The 21,784-nt window shown below is 55.2% G+C and carries 19 protein-coding genes and 1 pseudogene; 11 read left to right on the top strand and 9 right to left on the bottom strand.

The features are described 5' to 3' along the window. Positions 1-101: 101 nt before the first annotated feature. Both wrbA and TH468_RS01720 read left to right on the top strand, forming a co-directional pair. Positions 102-704, top strand: coding sequence for an NAD(P)H:quinone oxidoreductase (gene wrbA, locus TH468_RS01725; RefSeq protein WP_085642429.1), 603 nt, complete (start codon positions 102-104; stop codon positions 702-704). A gap of 235 nt (positions 705-939) precedes the next feature. Then, positions 940-1,806: a pirin family protein gene (locus TH468_RS01720; protein WP_085641952.1), complete on the top strand. Its 867-nt coding sequence runs from the start codon at positions 940-942 to the stop codon at positions 1,804-1,806. A gap of 79 nt (positions 1,807-1,885) precedes the next feature. On the opposite strand, the gene TH468_RS01715 is transcribed toward TH468_RS01720, so the two are convergent. Then, positions 1,886-3,100 (bottom strand): NADP-dependent isocitrate dehydrogenase, encoded by a 1,215-nt coding sequence (locus TH468_RS01715; protein ID WP_085641951.1) that lies wholly within the window; start codon positions 3,098-3,100, stop codon positions 1,886-1,888. Between the two features lie 406 nt (positions 3,101-3,506). Between TH468_RS01715 and TH468_RS21560 the strand changes: the two genes are divergently transcribed. Beyond that, a complete protein-coding gene (locus TH468_RS21560; protein WP_167443516.1) occupies positions 3,507-3,677 on the top strand; it encodes a hypothetical protein in 171 nt (56 codons plus the stop codon). A 25-nt stretch (positions 3,678-3,702) separates the two neighbouring features. Here the strand turns inward: TH468_RS21560 and TH468_RS01705 are convergent, their stop codons facing one another. Further along, entirely contained in the window at positions 3,703-4,362 is a 660-nt protein-coding gene (locus tag TH468_RS01705; RefSeq protein WP_085641949.1) for a TetR/AcrR family transcriptional regulator, read from the bottom strand. A 94-nt stretch (positions 4,363-4,456) separates the two neighbouring features. On the opposite strand from TH468_RS01705, the gene TH468_RS01700 reads away from it, so the two are divergent. Together TH468_RS01700 and TH468_RS01695 are read left to right on the top strand one after the other, a co-directional pair. Then, positions 4,457-5,560 carry an HlyD family secretion protein gene (locus tag TH468_RS01700; protein WP_246832187.1) on the top strand — a complete coding sequence of 368 codons (1,104 nt, stop codon included), beginning with the start codon at positions 4,457-4,459 and terminating at the stop codon, positions 5,558-5,560. A 1-nt stretch (position 5,561) separates the two neighbouring features. Beyond that, entirely contained in the window at positions 5,562-7,154 is a 1,593-nt protein-coding gene (locus tag TH468_RS01695; protein WP_085641947.1) for a DHA2 family efflux MFS transporter permease subunit, read from the top strand. A gap of 113 nt (positions 7,155-7,267) precedes the next feature. On the opposite strand, the gene TH468_RS01690 is transcribed toward TH468_RS01695, so the two are convergent. The 3 genes from TH468_RS01690 to TH468_RS01680 all read right to left on the bottom strand — a co-directional run bounded on the left by TH468_RS01690 (position 7,268) and on the right by TH468_RS01680 (position 11,417). Next, the gene (locus TH468_RS01690; protein ID WP_085641946.1) at positions 7,268-8,917 is read right to left on the bottom strand and encodes an alkaline phosphatase D family protein; all 1,650 of its coding nucleotides are present in this window, start codon (positions 8,915-8,917) and stop codon (positions 7,268-7,270) included. Positions 8,918-9,274: 357 nt separating this feature from the next. Continuing rightward, positions 9,275-10,255 (bottom strand): EamA family transporter, encoded by a 981-nt coding sequence (locus TH468_RS01685; RefSeq protein ID WP_085641945.1) that lies wholly within the window; start codon positions 10,253-10,255, stop codon positions 9,275-9,277. 172 nt (positions 10,256-10,427) lie between these two features. Further along, positions 10,428-11,417: an NAD(P)/FAD-dependent oxidoreductase gene (locus TH468_RS01680; RefSeq protein WP_085641944.1), complete on the bottom strand. Its 990-nt coding sequence runs from the start codon at positions 11,415-11,417 to the stop codon at positions 10,428-10,430. A 153-nt stretch (positions 11,418-11,570) separates the two neighbouring features. Here TH468_RS01680 and TH468_RS01675 point away from each other — a divergent pair, with 153 nt between their 5' ends. Both TH468_RS01675 and TH468_RS01670 read left to right on the top strand, forming a co-directional pair. After that, positions 11,571-12,065 (top strand): Rrf2 family transcriptional regulator, encoded by a 495-nt coding sequence (locus TH468_RS01675; RefSeq protein ID WP_085641943.1) that lies wholly within the window; start codon positions 11,571-11,573, stop codon positions 12,063-12,065. Positions 12,066-12,217: 152 nt separating this feature from the next. Beyond that, positions 12,218-13,144 carry a LysR family transcriptional regulator gene (locus TH468_RS01670; RefSeq protein ID WP_085641942.1) on the top strand — a complete coding sequence of 309 codons (927 nt, stop codon included), beginning with the start codon at positions 12,218-12,220 and terminating at the stop codon, positions 13,142-13,144. A 105-nt stretch (positions 13,145-13,249) separates the two neighbouring features. On the opposite strand, the gene TH468_RS01665 is transcribed toward TH468_RS01670, so the two are convergent. Both TH468_RS01665 and TH468_RS01660 read right to left on the bottom strand, forming a co-directional pair. After that, positions 13,250-14,329: a cytochrome-c peroxidase gene (locus TH468_RS01665; RefSeq protein WP_085641941.1), complete on the bottom strand. Its 1,080-nt coding sequence runs from the start codon at positions 14,327-14,329 to the stop codon at positions 13,250-13,252. Positions 14,330-14,509: 180 nt separating this feature from the next. Further along, positions 14,510-15,094 (bottom strand): TIGR00730 family Rossman fold protein, encoded by a 585-nt coding sequence (locus TH468_RS01660; protein ID WP_085641940.1) that lies wholly within the window; start codon positions 15,092-15,094, stop codon positions 14,510-14,512. 362 nt (positions 15,095-15,456) lie between these two features. Between TH468_RS01660 and TH468_RS01650 the strand changes: the two genes are divergently transcribed. The 4 genes and pseudogenes from TH468_RS01650 (at position 15,457) to pssA (ending at position 19,528) form a co-directional block, all read left to right on the top strand. After that, a complete protein-coding gene (locus TH468_RS01650; protein ID WP_085641938.1) occupies positions 15,457-16,443 on the top strand; it encodes a hypothetical protein in 987 nt (328 codons plus the stop codon). A gap of 223 nt (positions 16,444-16,666) precedes the next feature. After that, positions 16,667-17,800: an Ig-like domain-containing protein gene (locus TH468_RS01645; RefSeq protein WP_085641937.1), complete on the top strand. Its 1,134-nt coding sequence runs from the start codon at positions 16,667-16,669 to the stop codon at positions 17,798-17,800. Positions 17,801-17,963: 163 nt separating this feature from the next. Beyond that, positions 17,964-18,668: pseudogene (locus TH468_RS01640) on the top strand (phosphatidylserine decarboxylase); the annotation flags it as partial. Further along, on the top strand, positions 18,668-19,528 hold the full coding sequence (gene pssA, locus TH468_RS01635) for a CDP-diacylglycerol--serine O-phosphatidyltransferase (protein WP_085641935.1): 861 nt from the start codon (positions 18,668-18,670) through the stop codon (positions 19,526-19,528). The pseudogene TH468_RS01640 and the gene pssA, both read left to right, overlap by 1 nt. Before the next feature lie 64 nt (positions 19,529-19,592). On the opposite strand, the gene TH468_RS01630 is transcribed toward pssA, so the two are convergent. Both TH468_RS01630 and TH468_RS01625 read right to left on the bottom strand, forming a co-directional pair. Continuing rightward, positions 19,593-20,516 carry a hypothetical protein gene (locus TH468_RS01630; RefSeq protein WP_085641934.1) on the bottom strand — a complete coding sequence of 308 codons (924 nt, stop codon included), beginning with the start codon at positions 20,514-20,516 and terminating at the stop codon, positions 19,593-19,595. A 260-nt stretch (positions 20,517-20,776) separates the two neighbouring features. Then, positions 20,777-21,715, bottom strand: coding sequence for a transporter substrate-binding domain-containing protein (locus TH468_RS01625; RefSeq protein ID WP_085641933.1), 939 nt, complete (start codon positions 21,713-21,715; stop codon positions 20,777-20,779). Between the last annotated feature and the right edge of the window lie 69 nt (positions 21,716-21,784).

The following is a 21,784-nucleotide window of genomic DNA, read 5'->3' as shown; positions in this document are numbered from 1 at the left end:
GGTAGGTTAAGCGAAATAGACTGTTTCCAATCTGACTGTTTCCGTCAGGCGGCAGTTACCGCATGCTGATGGCGACGGATTTTCAACTCAAGGAGGCAAAATTGGCCAAGGTTCTGGTTCTTTATTATTCGATGTACGGACATATCGAAACCATGGCAAATGCCGTGGCCGAAGGCGCACGTGGTGTTGCCGGTACGCATGTTGACGTCATGCGCGTTCCTGAAACCATGCCCGAAGATGTCGCCAAAGGTGCTGGTGCCAAGCTTGACCAGGCGGCTCCGGTGGCGAAAGTTGACGATCTTCCGGAATATGATGCGATCATCTTTGGCGTTCCGACCCGGTTTGGCAATATGCCCGGCCAGATGCGCAGCTTCCTTGATCAGACCGGTGGTTTGTGGGCCAAAGGCAAACTGATCGGCAAAATCGGTTCGGTCTTTACCTCGAGCGGGACCCAGCATGGCGGTCAGGAAACCACGATTGTCACGACCCATACGACGTTGCTTCACCATGGCATGGTGATTGTCGGTGTGCCCTATAGCTGTTCGGGGCTGACCAATATGGACGAAATTACCGGTGGTTCGCCCTATGGCGCGGGAACGCTTGCCGGGGCGGATGGTTCGCGCACGCCATCGACCAACGAGCTTGATATTGCAAAATTCCAGGGCAAACACGTTGCCGAACTGGCGGCAAAGCTGGCTGGGTAATCATTGATTGCGTTCTATATCAGGGCCGTGCGGGTTACCTGAGCGGCCCTGATTCATTGAGAGGCACGAACATTTGTTATGATGTTCGTGCCTTTTTGATTGATTGGGATGTTATGGGAAACAATTCGATGCTTGATTGGCCATTGTTTCGCGACAGTTTTCTGCCAGATTGAGGGACATGAAAGTTTCACAGATCGCAGCCCGGTACATTCCCGGCTGCTGACAGGAGGACCCGATGTCTGAACAGGGCAAAAAACCGCGTGGTGTTGCGCGCGTACTTCGCGCGATGGACACATCCGACGGGGCAGGCGTATCGCTTAAACGGTCCGTCGGATCGCCGCAGCTTGATATGCTTGATCCGTTTCTGATGCTAGATTCAATTTCGACGGATAATGCCGACGAATATATTGCCGGTTTCCCCGAACACCCGCATCGTGGTTTTGAAACCGTGACCTACATGGTCGAAGGTGCCATGCGTCACAAGGACAGCATGGGTAATGAAGGTGTTCTGCGTTCGGGCGGAGTGCAGTGGATGACCGCCGGCAGCGGGATTTTGCATTCCGAAAGCCCGGAACAGGAAAACGGCCTTTTGCAGGGGTTCCAGCTTTGGATCAATCTGCCGGCCAAGGACAAGATGGTTACCCCGCGTTACCAGAATATTGAAGGCCGCGACGTTGCCGAATTCAGCCCCGAAGACGGTGTTGATCTGCGCCTTGTCGCCGGTGAATTCATGGACAAAACCGGCCCGGTTAACGGCATTGCGACCAAACCGGTCTTTATTGATGCCAAACTGGCGGCTGATCGCGAGGTGACCCTGCCGGTGCCTGAAGGCCACGCGGCCATGGTTTATGTCTTTATCGGGGATGCGATTGTTGCCGATAAAGACATCACCACGCATCATCTGGCTGTGCTTGAAGACGGTGACAGCATTACCCTTAAAGGCGGCCCCGAAGGCGGCCGAATGCTTCTGATTGCGGCCCGTCCGCTGCACGAACCGGTTGTTCGCTATGGCCCGTTCGTCATGAGCAGCAAACAGGAACTGATGCAGGCCTTCGATGATTATCAGCGTGGCCGTTTCGTCCGTGCGGCGGCGGCTTCCTGAAAAAGACATTCATAAAATGCGAAAAACCCCGCCAGTTCGCACCAGCGGGGTTTCATCATTCTGGCAAGATGTCGGGCAATCAGCCCATGGCAACTTTCAGGCCTTCGTCAAGTTTGTCGAGGAACTGCGTGGTGGTCAGCCATTTCTGGTTCGGACCGATCAGCAGCGCCAGATCCTTGGTCATGAAGCCAGCTTCGACGGTGTCGACGCAGACTTTTTCAAGGGTTTCGGCAAATTTCACGACTTCCGGCGTATCATCGAACTCGCCACGGTATTTCAGGCCCTGCGTCCAGGCAAAGATCGACGCAATCGGGTTGGTCGAGGTTTCTTTGCCCTGCTGGTGCTGACGATAGTGGCGGGTGACGGTGCCGTGCGCGGCTTCTGCTTCAACGGTCTGTCCATCCGGCGTCATCAGAACCGAGGTCATCAGACCGAGCGAGCCAAAGCCCTGTGCGACGGTGTCAGACTGAACGTCGCCGTCATAGTTTTTACAAGCCCAGACGAAACCACCATTCCACTTCATCGCGCATGCAACCATGTCGTCGATCAGGCGGTGTTCATAGGTGATGCCCGCAGCCTTGAATTTGTCGGCAAATTCGTTCTGGAAGACTTCCTCGAACAGATCTTTGAAGCGGCCATCATAGGCTTTCATGATCGTGTTCTTGGTCGACAGGTAAACCGGCCAGCCAAGAGCAAGGCCATAGTTCATGCAGGCGCGCGCAAACCCGATGATGCTGTCATCAAGGTTGTACATCGACATGGCAACGCCCGAAGACGGGAAGTCGAAGACTTCGTGTTCGATGGGCTCGCCGCCGTCTGCCGGCTGGAACTTGATGGTCAGTTTGCCTGCACCCGGAACCTTGAAGTCGGTCGCACGGTACTGATCACCAAAAGCATGGCGACCGATGACAATCGGCTGGGTCCAGCCCGGAACCAGACGCGGAACGTTCGAGCAGATGATCGGCTGACGGAAAACGGTACCGCCGATGATGTTGCGGATGGTGCCGTTCGGCGACTTCCACATTTTCTTCAGGCTGAATTCCTCGACGCGCTGCTCGTCAGGCGTGATGGTCGCGCATTTGACACCAACACGATGTTCCTTGATGGCATTTGCCGCATCAATGGTGATCTGGTCGTTGGTCTCGTCGCGTTTCTGAACCGACAGATCGTAATATTTAAGATCAATGTCGAGATACGGCAGGATCAGTTTGGTTTTAATGAAGTCCCAGATGATCCGGGTCATTTCGTCGCCGTCGAGCTCGACGACGGGATTCTTCACTTGAATCTTGCTCATGGAATACTCCCTTTCTGGCCGCGGCCAGGATACAGCGCGGCTGCCATTTGACATGTCATCCGGCGCGCGAGGGAGCGCCCTGGCCGCGTCGGGAGCCCGCAACATACAGGATGAAATCAGAAAATCAAAGAGGGCGGCGCAACATCCTTGTTAAGACTTTCGCGCAAGGCGAAAACTGGCGGGTTTTTGCGCTTGGACCGGTTACGAGATGACCCGGAAAAACGCTGGTTTGCCCGATATTTACACCATTACCTGAATTAATATGCAAAGGACGGGCAGGGGGCATGTCATGTGACGGCATATGATCCTGATCAAAGAAAACGGTTATGGAATGGGTCAAACTCGCATTTGTCGGGTTCAGGGGAAGACTCCGGCACCGTCAAACCGGAACCACTTGGGGGCTTCCATGAACCTGCCATATGAAACCAACATCATCATCGCGCTCTGCATTGTCGGCTTCTGCCTTTTGGGCGTTGGATACAGCTTCCGCGACCGGGGATGGGGGCTTGCCCTTGTCTGGATCGGGGTGATCACGATGATGGGGCCGATTGCCTATCGTTTGCTGATCATGTTCTGAGCGGAAAACGCCCGGTGCGGCAGACTTACGCCTGCATCGGGGTTTTCTGGTCGATGGTTGCCGGATCAAGTCCATAGCCACGCAGGAACATATCGACTGCGGCAATCACATGGCTATGCAAATCCTTTGCATGCGGTTCCCAGCCGACATAGGTCATCTGCCGGAAATCGTAATCGGCCTTAAGCAGGCTTGTGAAAAACACGGCCGCCTGTTTTGGGTCGCTCCTCGGGAAATTGCCTTCTTCCATCTGGCGTTCAAAATAGGATGTAATGATCCGGCGTCCGGTCATCAGGCCGCTTTCATAAAACACCTTGCCCAGATGCGGGAAACGCGGAACTTCTGACAGGAACAGTCGCATATAGCGGATGGTTTCCGGTGTCGTCAGAAGTGTCATCAGTGTTTCGCCAAAACGGATCAGGGCGGCGCGCAACGGCATCTGTGACAATTCCAGATCGGCCATGACCGCAACCACGCGGCCCGTACAGTTGCGAATCACCGCTTCGAATACGCCATCCTTGTTGCCAAACAGCTCGTAAATAGTCCGGCGGGACCCACCGGCTTCGGCGGTGATCATTTCAAGTGTCGTGCCCGAAAGGCCGTGCTCGCAAAAAAGTTCGCGGGCTGCATCAATAAGCGCTTCGCGGCGTTTCAGTGTTCTTGGGTCGATATTTCGCGTTTCGGACAAGCAACTGTTCCAATTCTGTACTTGACGTTTGGTACTGACTGGTACCATAAGGGATCAAATGGTACTGATCAATACCAAAAGGATCAAACGGACGATGAGTGTGAAAAAAGTCATACTGCCCCTGATCGCAGCGGCGATTATCGGTGGTAGTGGGTATTACGGGTTCTACTGGATGACCGAGGGTCGGTACCACGAATCCACTGACAATGCCTATTTACAGGCCGATGAAGTCGCGATTTCACCCAAGGTTTCGGGCTATGTCGGCGATCTTCGGGTCTCGGAAAACCAGCCCGTCCGCAAGGGCGAACTGATGTTATCTATCAAGGACGAAGATTACCGGGCCGAACTGAAGCAGGCCGAGGCCGCTCTTGATGCGCGCCGTGCCGCGGTTCAGACCATGGATGAACAGATTACCCTTCAGATGGCTGCCATCGATCAGGCAGCGGCCAATGTCCGCATTGCAAAGGTCGAACTTGATCGCACGTCCGAGGATTATACGCGTTACGAGGATCTGGTGAAAAAGGGGGCGGCCAGCCGCCAGAAATTCGATTACGCCAAGGCCGACCGTCAAACAGCACAGGCACAGGTCGCCGCCGCCAATGCGACGCTTGCGGTCGAGCAGGGACGGATTGGTGTTCTGCGTGCGCAGAAAATCGAGGCCGAGCGTGCCGTGTCGCAGGCCGAAGCATCACGCGATATCGCCCAGCAGGCGCTTGACGATACCCGCATCTATGCCCCCTTTGACGGTGTGATCGGCAACCGGTCGGTTCAGACCGGCGCACTGGTACAGCCCGGTGAACAGTTGCTGGTGCTTGTACCGTTGCCCGGCGTTTATGTTGTGGCGAATTTCAAGGAGACCCAGATCGGCCATATGGCACCGGGCCAGAAGGTCCGGATTGAAGTTGATGCCTTTCCTGATGCAGACATCACCGGACGGGTTGAAAGCTTTGCCCCGGCCACCGGCGCGCAGTTCAGTTTGCTGCCGCCGGAAAATGCCACCGGCAACTTCACCAAAATCACCCAGCGCGTCCCGGTGCGTATCGCCCTTGATAACAGCGACCTTGCCAAGGCTCTGCGCCCTGGTCTGTCGGTTGTTGTCAATGTTGATGTCCGCGATGACGATGGGGCAGAACATGCCTCGGGTACCGGCCTTGCGAGTGTCGTAACACCGGCACCGGAACTGTCGGAGCGTAACTGAAATGAGCAGTGCCGCCACCAGCCCCGGTTCCATAGCTCGGCCTGATGATCTGGTGCAGCATGTCGATACCACCAAGTTTATCGGTTGGGTCGCGATGGTGGTCGGCATGTTTCTGGCGATTCTTGATATCCAGATCGTCGCAAGCTCGCTTGAAAACATTCAGGCGGGTCTTTCGGCAAGTCCGGATGAAATCGGCTGGGTCCAGACCAGTTACCTGATTGCCGAAGTCGTAATGATCCCGCTTTCGGGTTTCCTGTCGCGCCTGATCTCGACACGCTGGCTATTTGTCGCATCCGCCATCGGCTTTACGATTTTCAGCATCGCCTCTGCCTGTGCCTGGTCAATCGAAAGCATGATCTGGTTCCGTGCCGCGCAGGGCTTTCTTGGCGGGGCGATGATCCCGACCGTGTTTGCCACGACCTATATCATTTTCCCGGCGGATAAACGTAATACCGCCTCGGTCATGATTGGTCTGATTGCCACTATGGCACCGACTGTGGGGCCGACTTTGGGCGGTTATCTGACGCAGTCGTTTTCGTGGCACTGGCTGTTTCTGATCAATGTTGTGCCGGGCATGCTGATTGCTCTTGTCGTCGCCGTAACGCTTGATGTTGATCGTGGCGATCGGTCGCTGCTCCGTGGCTTTGATCTGCGCGGATTGCTTGCGATGGCGGCTTTTCTCGGCAGTCTGGAATATGTGCTGGACGAGGGCCCAAAAGATGACTGGTTTGATGAACGCGCTATTGTTTATGGCACCATTATCTGCGTGATTTCGGGGCTCTATTTCTTTCGGCGGATGTTCACCTATGATCATCCGATTGTCGATCTACGCTCGTTCGGGGATCGCAACTTTGCCATGGGCTGCATCTTCAGTTTCACCCTTGGCATCGGGCTTTATGGCAGTGTCTATATCCTGCCGCTGTTGCTAAGCCGTGTACGCGGCTATGACAGTCTGGAAATCGGCACCATCATGGCGGTCACCGGCATTTGCCAGTTCATTTCTGCCCCGATTGCCGGGAAACTGACGGCGAAACTGCCTGAGCGTGTCGTGTTGGGCTTTGGTCTGGCGTTGTTTGCGGTGGGGGTTGCCCTGAACGGTTTTCAGAACAGTCAGGTATCGTTTCACGAACTGATCCTGCCGCAGGCTGTGCGTGGCTTTGCCCTGATGTTCTGCATGCTGCCGATCACCAATCTGGCACTTGGCACCTTGCCGCCAGAAAAGATCAAAAACGCCAGCGGCCTTTATAACCTGATGCGCAACCTTGGCGGGGCGATTGGCTTGGCTGCGATCAACACCATGCTTGATAAACGCACCGACCTGCATTTCGCCCATCTGGCCGAACATATCAATACGTCCAGCATGGCCTTCCAGAATTATCTGGCGACCATGACGGCACGATACGGCGCAATGGGGCTGCCCGACCCGCAGGCTAGTGCGATGAAATCCATTGTCAATATCGTCACGCGCGAAGCCAGTATGATTTCGTTCAACGACGTGCAGCTTGCCATGGCGGGCATCTTCATTCTGGCTTTGCTGCTTCTGCCGCTGGCACGTCCGGCAGGATCGAGCAAACCATCCGTCGACGCACACTGAAAACAGGATATTCCCCAACCAGACAGAAAAGGCCGCACATGTTCCCCCGACCCCGCAAGCGAAAGCTTGAGTGCGGCCTGGCCGGTCCCCGTTCCCCCGGGGACCGGTCTTTTTTAACAAACCAGCTTGATCACCTTCTGTGTGACACTTTCCGATCCGGGTTCGGCCCAGTAAAGGGTGGCGCTTATTTTGAGGTCACCATCCCGGCAATCGGCATTGATCAGCGCGAAATTGTTTTCCCCGGCAAAGCGGAACATCTGTTCAAACCGACCGCCATCGAACCCGTCTATATCGGCCGATTTTTGCATGGCGGCGGTGGCGATGCCCGGTGCCGGTTTGCGTGAAATCGCACTTGACGTCACATTGAACAACCGTGCCCCGGGATAGGTTTTGCCATGCGTGATCTGAAACGCGCTGGCGCAATGGACATCCCCGCTCAGGATCACAATCGGGATGCTGCTTTCAGCGGATCGCGCCAGCAGCAATTCAAGCATCGCATTTCGTTCCTTGTGGTTGGTTTCATGGCCCCATTCATCCATGAAATCATCCTTTTGACCGCCAAAATCGAGCGTGTTTACGGCGCTTTCCGTCCAGTGCACGACTGGCACGGGCGAACAGATAAAGATCGCCTTTTTCTTTTTGGTTGCGACCGAATTGATCCAGCTTTTGAAGCGTTCGAACTGTTCCGCCCCCAATAATCGCTGCCCGTCGGGTAATTCACAATCGTGATGGCCGCGCACGTCAAGCATGTAAAAGCCATAGGCCCCCTGATCGAATTTATAATCCCAATGGCTGGCATCGGGATCGCCATTGACGATCATGCTGTCAGGGTTATGCTCATGCTGATATTCAAGATAGGCCCTTGCTGCTGCCTTGAACATCAGCATCACAAGCGCGTAATTTGCGTCCTCGTCATCATCCTGAAAGAAATTGGCAAGTTTGGTCTTGCGCTCATCCGCGGTCAGCGAGCCCCAGCCGTCCATGATCTCGTGATCGTCCCATATCATGTATTGCGGGAAACGCCGGTAAACAGACAGCAGATGTTCGAACTGCCAGTAAATCCGGTAATAGGTGCGATAAAGCTTGGTGAAATAATCAATGATCGCGGGTTCGTCGAGGTTGCCATCAGGTGTGCGATAGGTGGCCAGCAAGGCGTTTTTGTTATTCTTCAGCCACACCCAGACGTCCTGTATGCGCGATGCGTGATTGGTATCACAATAAACCTGATCGCCGCCGCCAATGACAAAATCAGCACGGCGTTCGTTCAGGACATCATAAAACTTGTCCCAAGCGCCTTCGCTATTGGGTTTGACACTAAACGGGTCGTGGCAGGAATAAAACCCGAACTGCAATGACTGCGGGTTTTTGGGCAATGTCCGGAACCAGTAATCATGTTCGCCGCCCATCTCGATGCAGCGCTCAAGATCAAGCTTGTCCGATGCAAGGTAATAGTAATAGCGGGTATCTGGTTTAAGGTTGTCTACCTCGAACGTCATGGTCAGGTCGGTTTCGCGGGTGAATTCGCGTTCTTCCATGAAAACGATATCACTGTTTGCGGCCTTCATAGCAGCAAGGCTTTTGCCTGACAGATCATAGGCATCCTCGGGCAGTTTCTGCACACTGACAATCAGTGTCCAGCGCCCGGTCATATAGGCCCTTACCCAGATTTTCGCCGTGTTGTCGGTGGTATGGCCGACGATGGCGGCTGTATCGATTTTGGATTTGAGTGTTTCGTAATTGTCCGGCTGTTGCAGACTTGCCATTGGAAATCCCCGCTCTGTTTGCGCCCCTTTTTTTCGGGTGCTTGCTTGGCTCGTTATTGCCCGGTCTTGGTACAGACAGTTTAGGCCAATTTACGACGGTATCAATTTCAAGTTTTAGATGCTTGTTTGGGGCAATCTTATCGGGAAGTATCTGTTGCCATTAAACAGGAAACGCCCGGGCGGGGAACCCGGGCGTTTCGGTCCATCCGGAAGGGAGACCGCCGGATGGAAACAGGGTCGGACGGCCAATTTTTTGGGAGGCTGGCCGTTTGGGGATGCGGTCAGAAGAAAGGGGCTCCTGACCTCTGGGCGACCCTGCATTGGTGGCGCAAGGGGGGGGTATTGTTCTTTTTGTTCTCAGGCCGGGGCAGTGGGAGCTGCCGAGGCCGGGGTGACTGCACCAAGCGCCTTCAGGCGTCTGGAATGGCGACGTTTCGAATAGGTGATCTGAACAATGCCCAGCATCACCAGAAGGGCTGAAATCCAGAAAACGCTGTCATGGGTCGGGGCTGGCGTCAGGTCAAATCGCGCGGCCAGCATTTCAAGGCTCAGAAGGATGAAAGGCAGGATACTGGTCGCAAGGATGTATTTCTCCATCCCGGCTGTCTTGATCGACCGCAATGTCAGGACCATGGCAGGGCCGCGCAATAGCGTGCCAAGGATCAGACCGGCCAATATGGTTTCGATCCCGAAGAAGCCGTCAAGCGAGGTATAGGGGATCGGAACCGGGCTGATAAAGCCGATCAGCGGTGGGAAGATCAAAAATACCGATGCGGTAATCAGCAACAAAATCCCGGTAAACCGCAGATGGGACCACGCATCTTTGATCTGGTTGTCAGGGTGTTTTTCCGCCAGAACCGATGATGAAATCGCCGTAACCTCGGATGCCAGCATCAGCCACACCGCCGGATTGGCAAAGCCGTCGGGCAGATGCCAGGCAAGGAAGCCAGCCCCGGTAAGCAGGATTGCATGGCCGAACCATTCCGATTTGCCCGGTGCGCGGCCAAGGATAAAGGCTGCGGCAAGGGCTGCCATCGGCATGCCGGTTTGCGATAAGATTCCGCTTTCAGGCGCGCTGATATAAACCAGTGCCGCGGTCCAGCTGACCCCGGTCAGGACACGCAAAATTCCATAGGCCCAGTTGATCCGCAACGTGAATTGTCGCCACGGAATGGTCCGACCCGGGGCAAGCAACACCAGCGCCAGCCCGCCAAAGACGAGTTGCCAGCACGTCATGGCATAGACATCGACATCAAACGCCGTCAATGCGATTCGGTTGCACACCAGAAGCATTGCCCAGACGACAGTCGTGCTGACAAGCAGGATCAGAACCGGCATATGAAAAAACTTTAAAAGTTATGAACAATGACAGTCTCTTGGATTCAGGAATGAATAGCCATGCCCGATATTTAAGGGGTGCTATTCATATTTGTATCGCGGGGCAGGCTGCCGCCAGCCATGCGGACTTCCACAGGCGGCGGCTGTTAACCCGTGACACCAGGCCGTATGGTCAGCTAAAAATCAACGACTGATGCACCCCAACCCCGGCCAGAACGCCCGCGGCCGAGGCCAGTGTGGCATTATGGCGCGCAGTGGCGGCATCGCCCGCGGCAAAGACGCCGGGGATGCTGGTTTCCTGTGATGCGTCGACCTTGATGAACGGTCCGGCAAGGCCTTCTTCGAACCTGCAGCCCAGCATTTCCGCAAGTGGATTGGTCATTGAAACAGTTGGCCCGGCAAACAGGGCCTGAATGGGCTTGGTGCGCCCGTCGGCCAGTTTAACGGCGTAAAGCTCGGGGGCGGTGCCGATCAGTTCGACTATCGGGCTTTGTTCAATCGTGATGCCGCGCGTATCCATCTGTGTGCGGATTTCAGGTTCCGGTTCGTATTTCCCTTGGGTGAAGAAGGTCGTCGGGCCCCAGTCCGGGATCATCATTGCCTGATGGGTGGACATCGGGCCGGTTGCCAGCACGCCAAGTTCCCGGTCACGAACTTCGTAACCATGGCAATAAGGACAATGCAGCACGGTTTTGCCCCAACGTTGCATCAGACCGGGAATGTCGGGCAGGGCGTCAACCACGCCGGTAGCAAGGATCAGGCGGCGGGCCTGAAAGCGGCGGCCATCTTCCAGCGATACCTTGAAACGGTTGCTGTCTTCGTCCCCGGTTCCGGCGGTATCCGGTTCCAGTCGGGTCGCGGTTTTTGCCATGCCATGCGCAATGCTGACGGTGGGATAGGCGCGAATTTGCCCCATCGCCAGACGGGTAATTTCGTCCGGGCTTTTGCCATCCAGCCCGAAAAAGCCATGCGATGCCGTGGCAAAACGGTTGCGCGGCAATCCGGCATCAATGATGCAAATCTCTTTGCGGGCGCGGGCCAACTGCATGGCAGCGGATAAACCGGCAAAACCGGCGCCGATGATGATCGCGTCATAAAGTTTTTGCGGGTCCGGCATCGAAACTGGATGGCCAGATGATGAGGTTGCGGATGTATCGGACATATCGGGGCTCCGTGCGGTAACTGAAAATAAATCATGTAACTTTATAAGTATCGTGATTTTGCTGTGTCAAGGGTCTTGAAACTTTTGGTGTTGCGAATGCGCGCCAAAGCCCGATAGTCTGGTCTTGATATTGCCAGACCAAGGAAACCATCAATGCGCCGTGACAGTCGCCTTTCCCGCATGTTGCACGTCCTGATCCATATGGATCGGTTTGGCGGGGCGATGACGTCCGACATGATTGCCCGGATGCTTGATACCAATCCGGTTGTGGTTCGGCGCACGATGGCAGGGTTGCGCGATGCCGGTTATGTGCGATCCGAAAAGGGACATGGCGGCGGATGGGTGATTATTCGTCCGCTTTCGGAAATCACGTTTCTTGATATCCATAACGCGCTTGGCAATCCGTCGATCTTTGCCATGGGAGTTGCGGTCGAACATCCCGAATGTCTGGTTGAACAGGCGGTAAATGCCGCCCTTGGCTGTTCGTTTGACGCCGCCGAGAAACTTTTGCTTGAACGGTTTGCGTCGGTCACGCTGGCCGATCTTGCCGCTGACGTCGATCAGCGCTGGCCAACCGAGCCCGATGGCAAATGGACCGGACCGGGCAGCATTTTTGAACATCTGCCTCAGTCCGGCGATCCCGAATAATCATACCTTGCAAATACTTGTGGCTCTATGTCTGTACCCGCGCAACCATGGCTTGCGGGATTGGTGGTGATCCAATAATGAATAACAACGGGATTTTTTGATGATCCGTTATTCAATCCTGTATCGCGCCCCACCACCAACCGAGGCCCCCGATGACAACCAAAAAACCGGACTGGGATCATATACGCGTGTTTCTTGCACTTGCGCGCACCGGCAGCCTCAGGGCGGCCTCGCAAGAGCTTTGCGTCAGCCAGCCGACATTGGGGCGGCATTTGTCCGCCCTTGAAGATGTCGTCGGTGTGGTGCTGTTTGATCGCCTACCCGAAGGATTGCGCATGACCGAAGCCGGGCGCGATTTACGCCCGCGCGCCGAGGCGATGGAAGAAGCCGCCTTTGCCTTCCATCGGCAGGGTGATGCGATATCGGGCATTCGCGACCGGCAGGTCCGCCTGACCGCCAGTGCGTGGTCGGCCCTGTTTCTGGCAGGTCAGATTGATAGCAAACCCGATGGGCTTTACCTTGAAATCCGGCAATCCGATGATACGCAATTGCTGACCAAGCGCGAGGCGGACTTTGCCGTTCGGCATGGTTTGCCCCTGACCGGGGATTTCATCACCAAGCGGCTTGGCACGATTTCATGTGCGGTCTATGCGACCGAAAGATTGGCGTACGATATGCGGGGTATGGGACCGGATCGGGTATTTGCCAATGCGCCGTGGATCTGTTTTTCGGAAGAATTCGACCTTTATGAAAGCCAACGCTGGTTGCTGGCCCATATTGACGGCAATAAACCGTTATTTCGCGCGGGCAATACCGCGATGCTGCAAAATGCATTGCGCACCGGGATCGGGGCGGGAATTTTGCCGTGCTTTCTGGGCGACAGCGACCCGGCACTGGTCCGGGTTTCGCGGCCGATCGAGACGCTGGATTCTGATATCTGGCTGATTGTTCATCGCGATCTGCGGGCGGCCGAAGGTATCAAGCAGGCGACCAATTGGGTTGCCGATATGTATAAACGCCGGGTGATGCAGTTATCGGGTGCGCGGGCCTCTGGCGGCGAGGGAATGGAACTGAAATAGGCAAAAGAAATGCCGCCCGGGTTGTGTCGGGCGGCAGGTTCGCAAAGGGCGTGTCGGGGTTCGCTCCTTTGCGCGTACTTTCTGCTTTTCCACACCCCTGTGGGATCAGTTTGCGACCATTGCGGCCGGTTTGGGTGTGGTTTTGCTGCTGACCGGGAGGATCGGATATTCCACCCGCGGTGCTTCCCCGGTCAGGGTCATGAGGAAGGCGGTAATCGCCTTGATCTGGCTGTTGTCAAGTTCAGCGCCAAGCTGGCTTGATCCCATGATTGCAACCGCCTGCTCCAGGTCCCAGACCTTGCCGGAGTGGAAATAGGGGGCGGTCAGTTCGATATTGCGCAGCGGCCCCGCGCGGAACACATAGTCATCCGTTGCCGTCTGGGTTACGGCAAAGCGGCCCTTGTCATCGGGGGGCAGTATATCCGCGCCGGGTTGTTCGACTACACCAAACGGGTAATAGCCGGTGCCGCCGACATTCACCCCGTTATGGCAGGATGCGCAACCGGTATCGATAAACAGTTCAAGCCCGGCCATTTCGGTCTTGGTCAGGATGGCATCGTTACCTTCCAGGAACTGGTCAAACCGTGATGCCGGGGTGATCAGGGTTGCTTCAAACGCCTCGATTGCTCTGGCCATGTTATCAAACGTTACCGGATCTGCTTCGCCCGGGAAGGCGTGGGCGAATTTCTGTACATAATCGCCCATGCTTTTCAGCACTTCGACAACACGTTCGGGGGTGCTGGCCATTTCGACCCCCGCCTGAACCGGCCCCTTGGCCTGTGCTTTTAGGTCTTCCGCACGGCCGTCCCAGAACTGTGCTTCGTTAAAGACGGCATTTAAAACGGTCGGCGCGTTTCGCGGGCCTTTCTGCCAGCCATGACCGATGGATGTTTCAAGGTTGTCATCCCCTCCCATGCCCAGATTGTGGCATGTATTGCACGAAATCAGTGCACTGGCCGACAGACGCGGATCAAAGAACAGCATCTTACCCAATTCGACCTTTTCGCGTGTCACCGCGTTGCCTTTGACGGCGGGTACCATTGACGGAATGACTTCGAAATGTTCAAGGGCCGCTTTGCGTAAATCGACCGTTGATGGCGGTTCTGCTGCAAGGACGTTCCCGGCGACCCCCAGCATGGCAGCAACGGAAACAAGGCTGCCGACTAGACCACGATACGATTTCATTTGCTCTCTCCCAAATGATGGTAGTTCGGGAAGTAAAACAGCCAGCAAATGCAATCACGATGATGTATGTCAAGAAGCTAAAATAAATTTAATATCAGTATGTTAATTGTAATTTGACAAAGAAAAATCCGCAAGAATTAACGTCTTGCGGATTGGATGCTCTGATCGGAAAAGGCAGGCTTAAAGAAGCTTTTCGCGGGGGTCAAATTTCGGTGCCGGTTCGGCTTCAAGCTGTTCGAATACTTCATCTAGCGTGTCGGCAACTGTAAACAGGTTGCGATTGCTTTCACGAGCAAAGCCGTCTTCGATAATGCCATCAATCATATCAAGGCATTTGTCCCAATATCCAAGGGCGTTCATGAACACCAGCGGCTTGTCATGGATGCCAAGCTGGCGAAGGGTTAGCGCCTCGAATGCTTCGTCAAGGCTGCCAAGGCCACCGGCAAGGGTGACGAACGCATCCGAACGTTTGAACATTTCGACCTTGCGTTCATACATGGATTTGCAGACGATCAGTTCGCTAAGCCCCTTATGGCCGACTTCGATGTCATCCAGATGGGCCGGGATGATGCCGACGACCTTGCCGCCATTTTTCATGACCGCATCGGCAACTGCGCCCATCAATCCGATACGGCCCCCACCATACACCAGTGTTATGCCGCGTTCGGCCATCATTTTGCCAAACGCAATCGCGTTTTCCATGTGCTGGGGGTTTTTGCCGTTCGAAGCGCCGCAAAAAACACAGATCGATTTAACTCTTGTCATGGCAACCTGCCTCTTTGTTGTTATCTCGCAGGTAACTCTCGCCTGAACATCGCGCCATGTGGATGGTGCGTTTGTCGTCTGGCGACGTGGCCCGTCTATCTGCCGAGCATAGCCTATTGCGCGGTCACCCGGTCAATAGTTTCCTTTGCGAAGTTCCCATGACATCGGGTTATCGATATCATGTGATCCTTGCCGCATTTTTGCCTTGGCAATCGCCATGATCGGGCGCGATAAGCCGAGGTGATTTTTTCGCCGATGGTTAACAGGTTCTGAACCTGATTGTGGGATGGCTATTTGCATCTGCGCGCAGGCCATGTTCGCGCAGGTTGAAATGAAACAACAAGAAGGCAGGATCGCCCAACGTGTTTGTCGACAGTCCCTTTTGGCTCGCCATTCTGGTGTCCGGCGTTATTGCCACGGTCTTGATGCTTGCCCTTTGGCTGGGCCTTGACCGGGCCCTTGCGCGGCGCATGGTGCTGGCTGCGGTTATTCCGGCGGTGGTGGTTGCCGTCCCGGCGGCCATCGGTTTGCCTGCAACCGCCCGGGGCGGTGTGGGGGCAGCACTTCTGATGCTGGTGCTGGGCGGCGTTTGCGGCGCTATCCTTGATTTCGCACATTTGCGTGCGCGCGCTTGCGCGATTGTCGCAATTTTGTTGATGCTACTTGGTGGCTGGCTGGTTCTGGTGGCCCCGGTTACCGGGCTTTTGTATCATCCGGGCGGCTTGGTGACGCTGGTGTGGATCGCCTATATCCTGATCGGTGCGTCCTTTCTGTGGGTGACGCGTCCCAATTTTGACGAAGACGAAGACCCGGCTGTGACCAAGGGCAGGAGCAAAAAGAACGGCAAATCGGCAAAATCCGCCAAAACATCGACAAAATCTGTTGTTACAAGCGACGAGGATGCGGCGAAACCGGCCCCGGTTGCGACCTTTGTCGCGCTTGCCATCGGGCAGGGGATTATCGCAGCCCAGTTTGGTCTGCACGATCATGTGGTGTTTCAGGCCGGTCTTTCGGTGGCCCTTTTGGTGGCGCTGATTTCCGAAAAGGCCGCCCCGCAATATCGTGCCGCATTGTGGTTGGCGATCAGTACCGCCCTGATGGCAGGTGCATCGGGCGTGATGCTGGCGGCGCCGGGGGCGACGTTTGCCATGGCAGTTCTGGTTCTGGTGGTGTTTGCCGGGTCGGGGGCGGCGCGGATTGCCGCCCATTTGCCGGCCGATATGGGCGCTAATGCCGGGGCGGGCGGTGCGGTTCTGGCGATGCTGGTGCGGGTATCGGTTCTGGCGCTACCAGTGCTTGTGTCGGCTCTTGTGGCCTATATCGGGGCGACAATGCAGGCCATTCCGTAAGGAATTCGGCACAAGGCTTGACCAAAAGCGCTGATTTTATTCATCTTTGCCTAACTGTTGCACTGTAATCTCGGTTTGTTACGTTATGGAAACTGTGTGCTGAAAGTAGTACAAGGTTCTAATTAACGCGTCGGGCGGGGCGTTTGGGGGACTTAATGACTGATAGTTACAAGGTTTCGACGCCGCCCGTAATAATCATAACCACCGTTCAAGGATATTACCGGTGAAAAGACCTTATATCCTCGTCATCATTGGCGTGCTGCTGATTGTCGCTGCGATCTCGTTGAACTATATGCTGACACAGTCGGCAGATGAAGCCGATACACCGGCAAGAACAACAGCACCGCCCGCCGTGACACCGGATGCCGGAAATACGCCGCAGGTCGCGCCGGAACAAATCGAAGCCGCACCCGAAGTTCGCACGCCGAGCTTTGACGTTGTGCGCATTGGACCGGATGGCAATGCCGTGATTGCCGGTCGCGCCGCCCCCAACAGCACCGTACGAATCCGCGAGGGTGATGAAGTCATCGGGCAAGCGACCGCTGATGAACGCGGGGAATGGGTGGTTTTGCCCGATAAGCCGCTGGCAAGTGGTGACCGGGAATTGTCGCTTGAATCCGAAGACAGCACTGGCGAAGTCTACAAGGGCGATGACAATGTCGTGGTTCTGATCCCTGAAAAATCGGCATCAGGCGAAGCCGCAACGGCCGAACAGTCCGGTGACGCGGCAAAAGACGATGACAAGGCAGAACAGCCGATCATCGCCATGCGCGTCCCCAAGAAAGGTGGTGCCGCGAGCGTCATGCAGGGCCCGGCCCCCGAAGATATGAGCGAAGAAACCGCGCGCGAACTGGCCCAGGCGATGCCGGAAGGGTCGGAAGTTCCGGCAGCAGCGATGCCGCGCCTGTCGATTGATGTTGTCGATTATGACGAACAGGGCCGGGTTGCCATGTCTGGCAAGGCCGATGACGACACCAGCATTCGCGTTTACCTTGACAACAAATTTGTCGGCAGTGCCTCGACCGGGGATGACGGCAACTGGGCCCTGACAATTGGCGAACCGATTGAGCCGGGCCAGTATCAGTTGCGCGCCGATCAGCTTGATGCGTCCAACAAGGTGACCGCACGTGTTGAACTGCCGTTTGAACGTGCCCGCCCGGATCAGATTCTTGAGCCGGGGACACGTTATGTCGTTCAACCGGGCAACAGCCTGTGGCGTATCGCGCGCCGGACCTACGGTGATGGTCTGCAATACTGGGTGATTTACAACCAGAACCGCAAACAGATCCGTGATCCCGACCTGATTTATCCGGGCCAGATTTTTGCGCTTCCGGAAAATGGAACCGCCCAGCAGTAATTGCTGTTCTTTGCGAGGGGCAAAACACATGATAATGGTGTTTTGCCCCTTTTTTTATTCAGGGCCTTTCGGGTTGCGTTGCCCTTTGTCATCACTAGATGCTAAGAACGCGACCAACCGGTAGTATCGATACCGTCATTGTTATGCCCATACCCATGGCAACCAGGGAATAAAGACTTTGAAATCCGTTCTTGTGCCGATCAATCCCGAAGGCTGGAAATTCGTTGCGATTTTTGCAGCGATCACCGTGGTTCTGTTTCTGATTGCCGAACCGCTGGGCTGGATCGGTGTGATCCTGACACTCTGGTGTGCTTATTTCTTCCGCGACCCTGACCGTATTACCCCGGTTGACGAAAATCTTGTCATTTCCCCGGCGGATGGCCGCGTCTGCATGATTTCCAAGGCACCACTGCCCAAGGAACTTGAACTGGACGACAAAACGCCGCGTACCCGCGTTTCGATTTTCATGAATGTGTTCAACGTTCATGTGAACCGTTGCCCGGTCAATGGTGAAGTCGTCGGCGAGGCCTATGTCCCCGGCAAATTCGTTAATGCCGAACTCGACAAGGCATCGGAAAACAACGAACGCCAGATCCTTCTGGTGCGTGACAGGGAAGGTCGTGAGTTCGGTGTCGTCCAGATCGCTGGTCTGGTAGCACGTCGTATCCTTTGCGATGTCGGTCGTGGTTCGCAGCTTAAGGCGGGCGAACGTTTCGGCCTGATCCGTTTCGGATCGCGGGTTGACGTTTATCTGCCCGAAGGTGTCGAACCCAAGGTCATCGTTGGCCAGACCACGATTGCGGGTGAAACCATCCTTGCCGATATTGCGGCCAAGGGGGTTGAAGCGGTCGTCGGGGAGATTCGCTAATGGCAGGCGGCATCCGGCAAGATCATCGCCCCCGTCGGTTCAAGGCATTATCGCTCAGCCGTCTGGCGCCGAATGTCGCGACCCTGATGGGGATGTGTGCGGGGCTGACTTCGATCCGTTTTGCGATGCAGGATCGATGGGAAGCCGCGGTTGCCGCCATCCTGATCGCCGGGATCATTGATGGCCTTGACGGTCGTCTGGCCCGGATGCTGAACGCATCAAGCCGTTTTGGTGCAGAACTTGACAGTCTTTCGGACTTTGTCTGCTTTGGCGTTGCGCCAGCGATGATGCTGTATTTTTGGTCGCTGCATGAATTCGGACCGGTCGGCTGGGCCTTGTCGCTTCTGTTTGCGGTGTGCATGGCATTGCGTCTGGCACGGTTTAATACCCAGATGCTGGGTGAACCGGAATTGCCGACATGGGCCTATCGCTTTTTCACCGGCGTTCCGGCCCCAGCCGCCGCAGCTCTTGCGATGTGGCCGATTGTTCTGACCTTCCAGTTCGGACGGGGCGTGTTTGACAGCCCCTATATCGTCGCACCTTATGGTGTTCTGATTGCCGGACTGATGGTTTCGCGCATGCCGACCTATTCGTTCAAAAAGGTGAAAATACCGCGTGCCTGGGTCCTGCCGCTGATGCTGGCATTCGGGGCATCTGTGGCGTTTCTGGTATCGTCGCCGTGGTTGACGCTGTCGGTGATTGCCGCGATCTATTTCGCGACCTTCCCGCTGTCCTATCGGTCATATCGTCGGATGGGGGTTGAAAACCAGCAGGAAGAAGTCCGGGCCGAGGAAGAAGACGATGATGGTGAACCAGATGACGATCCCGACGAAGGATTGAACCGGGTTCATCAGAACTGATCTCGTCCGATCAAGACTTTCAGGCAGGCACCGTTTTGGCGGTGCCTGTTTTGTTTTATGGCCCTTATTGTACCGCCGGGATGTCACGGGCTGTTTTGAAATCCCGCAATGTTTCGCTGAAACGGGCGCGGTCGGCGTAACCGAGATAATCAACATAATAGTCAAGCCACGGCATATCGGGATTGGTCGCAAGGATATCATTGACCTTGGCGATCGCGTTAATCCCGGTTGGTGACCGGTTGCATGCAATGGCAAGGTCAAGAAACCGGGGCATACCCCCGATCGGCAGTGAAACCATATCGGAAACTTTGCCTTGCGCTCGGCGATGGGATTCTATTTCTGCCGGAAAGGCCAGCATCCAGTCGATCCGTCCCATTTCCAGCATCAGCGGAAAACTTGACTGATTGTCGGTGCGCAGAACATTGGGGGAATCAATCGCCTCTGCAAGGATGCGATCAATATCGGGACCGTAAGTGCGCGATTTTGCCAGCGCGGTATAGCGCGACGTGTCATCCAGCAGGGCTTCAAGGTCAATCGTGCCATCCCCGAACATATAGGGCCTGAACGACGTCAGCGCGCTGCTTGGCACGACAACTGATAACGGTAGCAGCGGAGCAACCGTGTTGCTGAGGATGAATTCACTCGCTCGTTCGGGAGTATTCTGAGTTCCGGGAATGCAGATCGTATCATCAGCTTCGGCGGTCATGCGCATGGCATCATAGGCACTACGCCGTGGCAGGATTTTTACCAGATGATGATAATCGGGCATGCGCGCGATAAACCAGTCCAGCATCTGTGCGCCGTAACCGTTCAACCCGTCTTCGATCTTTATGAAGCCGGGCATGGTGGCATCAATCGCCCAGATAATATCGGATTTTCTTTCGGGGGCTGATGGCAGCACTTGTTGCGCCATCACGCCTGATGGCGGCAAAAACAGCAATGCCGAGAGCATGGTAAGCATCATCGAACTGAGAAGTTGTTTGGCCATAAAAAAACGCCCGATCGCGGGTATGCGCGGTTCAATGCTTCAATTCATACTTATCCAAAAGTGGTGGATTGTTGGCGAAGTTCAATAGTCATACAATAGAAAATTACGCTAGTATAATGGCACACTGGGAACAATTGCCGATTTTGCGCGATTCATGGTTTTTTGGAAGTCCCGGGATTTTCAGGAGGCTATCCGTGTCGTGGATGGCTCTTTAGGATAGGGGGATGAGCGTTTCGTTATAAAGAAACGCGCCGCTGAAGCTACTTCTGTGGCAGTAGCAATGCTTCGAACTGTTTGGGATCAATGTATTGGGCGCGGGCAGCAAGGAACCATTCACGATCCTGGGGGGAAAGCCAGGCGGCATAGAAATTTGTCCACGGCATATCAGGATTGGCATCGACAATTTGGTTGATCCGCGCGATAGCCTGTTGGCCGATCGGTGTTTTGGCACAGCCGATCGTGGCTTCAAGCAGATTGGTATTGCCGCGGATCGGCAATGATTTGATCTGCTGGTTTGGCGTCACATCACGGCGGTAAAATTCTGCTTCGGACGGGAAATAGAATGTCCAGTCAATCCGTCCGAGTTCCAGTAGCCTTAAAAGTTTGCTGTCGTCGGCCACAGGCATGATTTGCGGCGCATTGCGATATCTTTCAACATAATTGTCAATCAGCGCACCATAGGACCGCCCGATGCGAAGGGCTGTCGCCATATCGCCATTTGCCATCAGCAGTCCAAGCTGGATATGACCTTTTTCATCCAGGAATGGTTTGAAATTTTCCTCGTCTTCGGCGCGAATGATGACCGAAATCGGCAGATGCAGAAGTATGGTTTTGGCAAAACTGATATAGTTGCGGCGTTCGTCATTGGGGATCAGGGTGGTGCTGCATCGGGCTTTGTTATGCCTGTCTTCTGCGTTGCTGCTATCACGCATTTCCGCCAGAAGCCGCGCCAGGGGGACTTCCTGAATTTTGTGCTGGTAGTCCCCTAGTCGGGCGACAAACCAGTTCTGGGTATCGGCGGCATATCCCGTCAGTTTACCATCTTCGGAAATGAAGGCGGGCGCAAATGGCGGCACTGTCCAGATCAGTGTGCCTGGCACATCGGCATTGGCCGTTGCTGCCATAAAGGGCAGGGCTAAAAGCCCCGTCAGGCCGGAAATTGCACCACATCCAAGCCGGAACTTCATCCGCAATCCCATGTTCAGTTCCCGAGTTTACAAGGATCGTTATCGTTTTGTCGTCAGGATAGTACCCAACTCATTATCAAA

Origin of the sequence: Thalassospira sp. MCCC 1A03138, from assembly GCF_002115785.1 — a bacterium.
Lineage (GTDB): Bacteria > Pseudomonadota > Alphaproteobacteria > Rhodospirillales > Thalassospiraceae > Thalassospira.
The sequence above is the reverse complement of the archived record's forward strand: the minus strand, read 5'-3'. Positions and strand labels throughout refer to the sequence as shown.

Coding starts and splice junctions, on each gene's coding strand:
- TH468_RS01720 (WP_085641952.1), top strand. CDS start 940: ATGTCTGAACAGGGCAAAAAACCGCGTGGTGTTGCGCGCGTACTTCGC.
- TH468_RS01715 (WP_085641951.1), bottom strand. CDS start 3,100: ATGAGCAAGATTCAAGTGAAGAATCCCGTCGTCGAGCTCGACGGCGAC.
- TH468_RS21560 (WP_167443516.1), top strand. CDS start 3,507: ATGAACCTGCCATATGAAACCAACATCATCATCGCGCTCTGCATTGTC.
- TH468_RS01700 (WP_246832187.1), top strand. CDS start 4,457: ATGAGTGTGAAAAAAGTCATACTGCCCCTGATCGCAGCGGCGATTATC.
- TH468_RS01695 (WP_085641947.1), top strand. CDS start 5,562: ATGAGCAGTGCCGCCACCAGCCCCGGTTCCATAGCTCGGCCTGATGAT.
- TH468_RS01690 (WP_085641946.1), bottom strand. CDS start 8,917: ATGGCAAGTCTGCAACAGCCGGACAATTACGAAACACTCAAATCCAAA.
- TH468_RS01685 (WP_085641945.1), bottom strand. CDS start 10,255: ATGCCGGTTCTGATCCTGCTTGTCAGCACGACTGTCGTCTGGGCAATG.
- TH468_RS01680 (WP_085641944.1), bottom strand. CDS start 11,417: ATGTCCGATACATCCGCAACCTCATCATCTGGCCATCCAGTTTCGATG.
- TH468_RS01675 (WP_085641943.1), top strand. CDS start 11,571: ATGCGCCGTGACAGTCGCCTTTCCCGCATGTTGCACGTCCTGATCCAT.
- TH468_RS01670 (WP_085641942.1), top strand. CDS start 12,218: ATGACAACCAAAAAACCGGACTGGGATCATATACGCGTGTTTCTTGCA.
- TH468_RS01665 (WP_085641941.1), bottom strand. CDS start 14,329: ATGAAATCGTATCGTGGTCTAGTCGGCAGCCTTGTTTCCGTTGCTGCC.
- TH468_RS01660 (WP_085641940.1), bottom strand. CDS start 15,094: ATGACAAGAGTTAAATCGATCTGTGTTTTTTGCGGCGCTTCGAACGGC.
- pssA (WP_085641935.1), top strand. CDS start 18,668: ATGGCAGGCGGCATCCGGCAAGATCATCGCCCCCGTCGGTTCAAGGCA.
- TH468_RS01630 (WP_085641934.1), bottom strand. CDS start 20,516: ATGGCCAAACAACTTCTCAGTTCGATGATGCTTACCATGCTCTCGGCA.
- TH468_RS01625 (WP_085641933.1), bottom strand. CDS start 21,715: ATGGGATTGCGGATGAAGTTCCGGCTTGGATGTGGTGCAATTTCCGGC.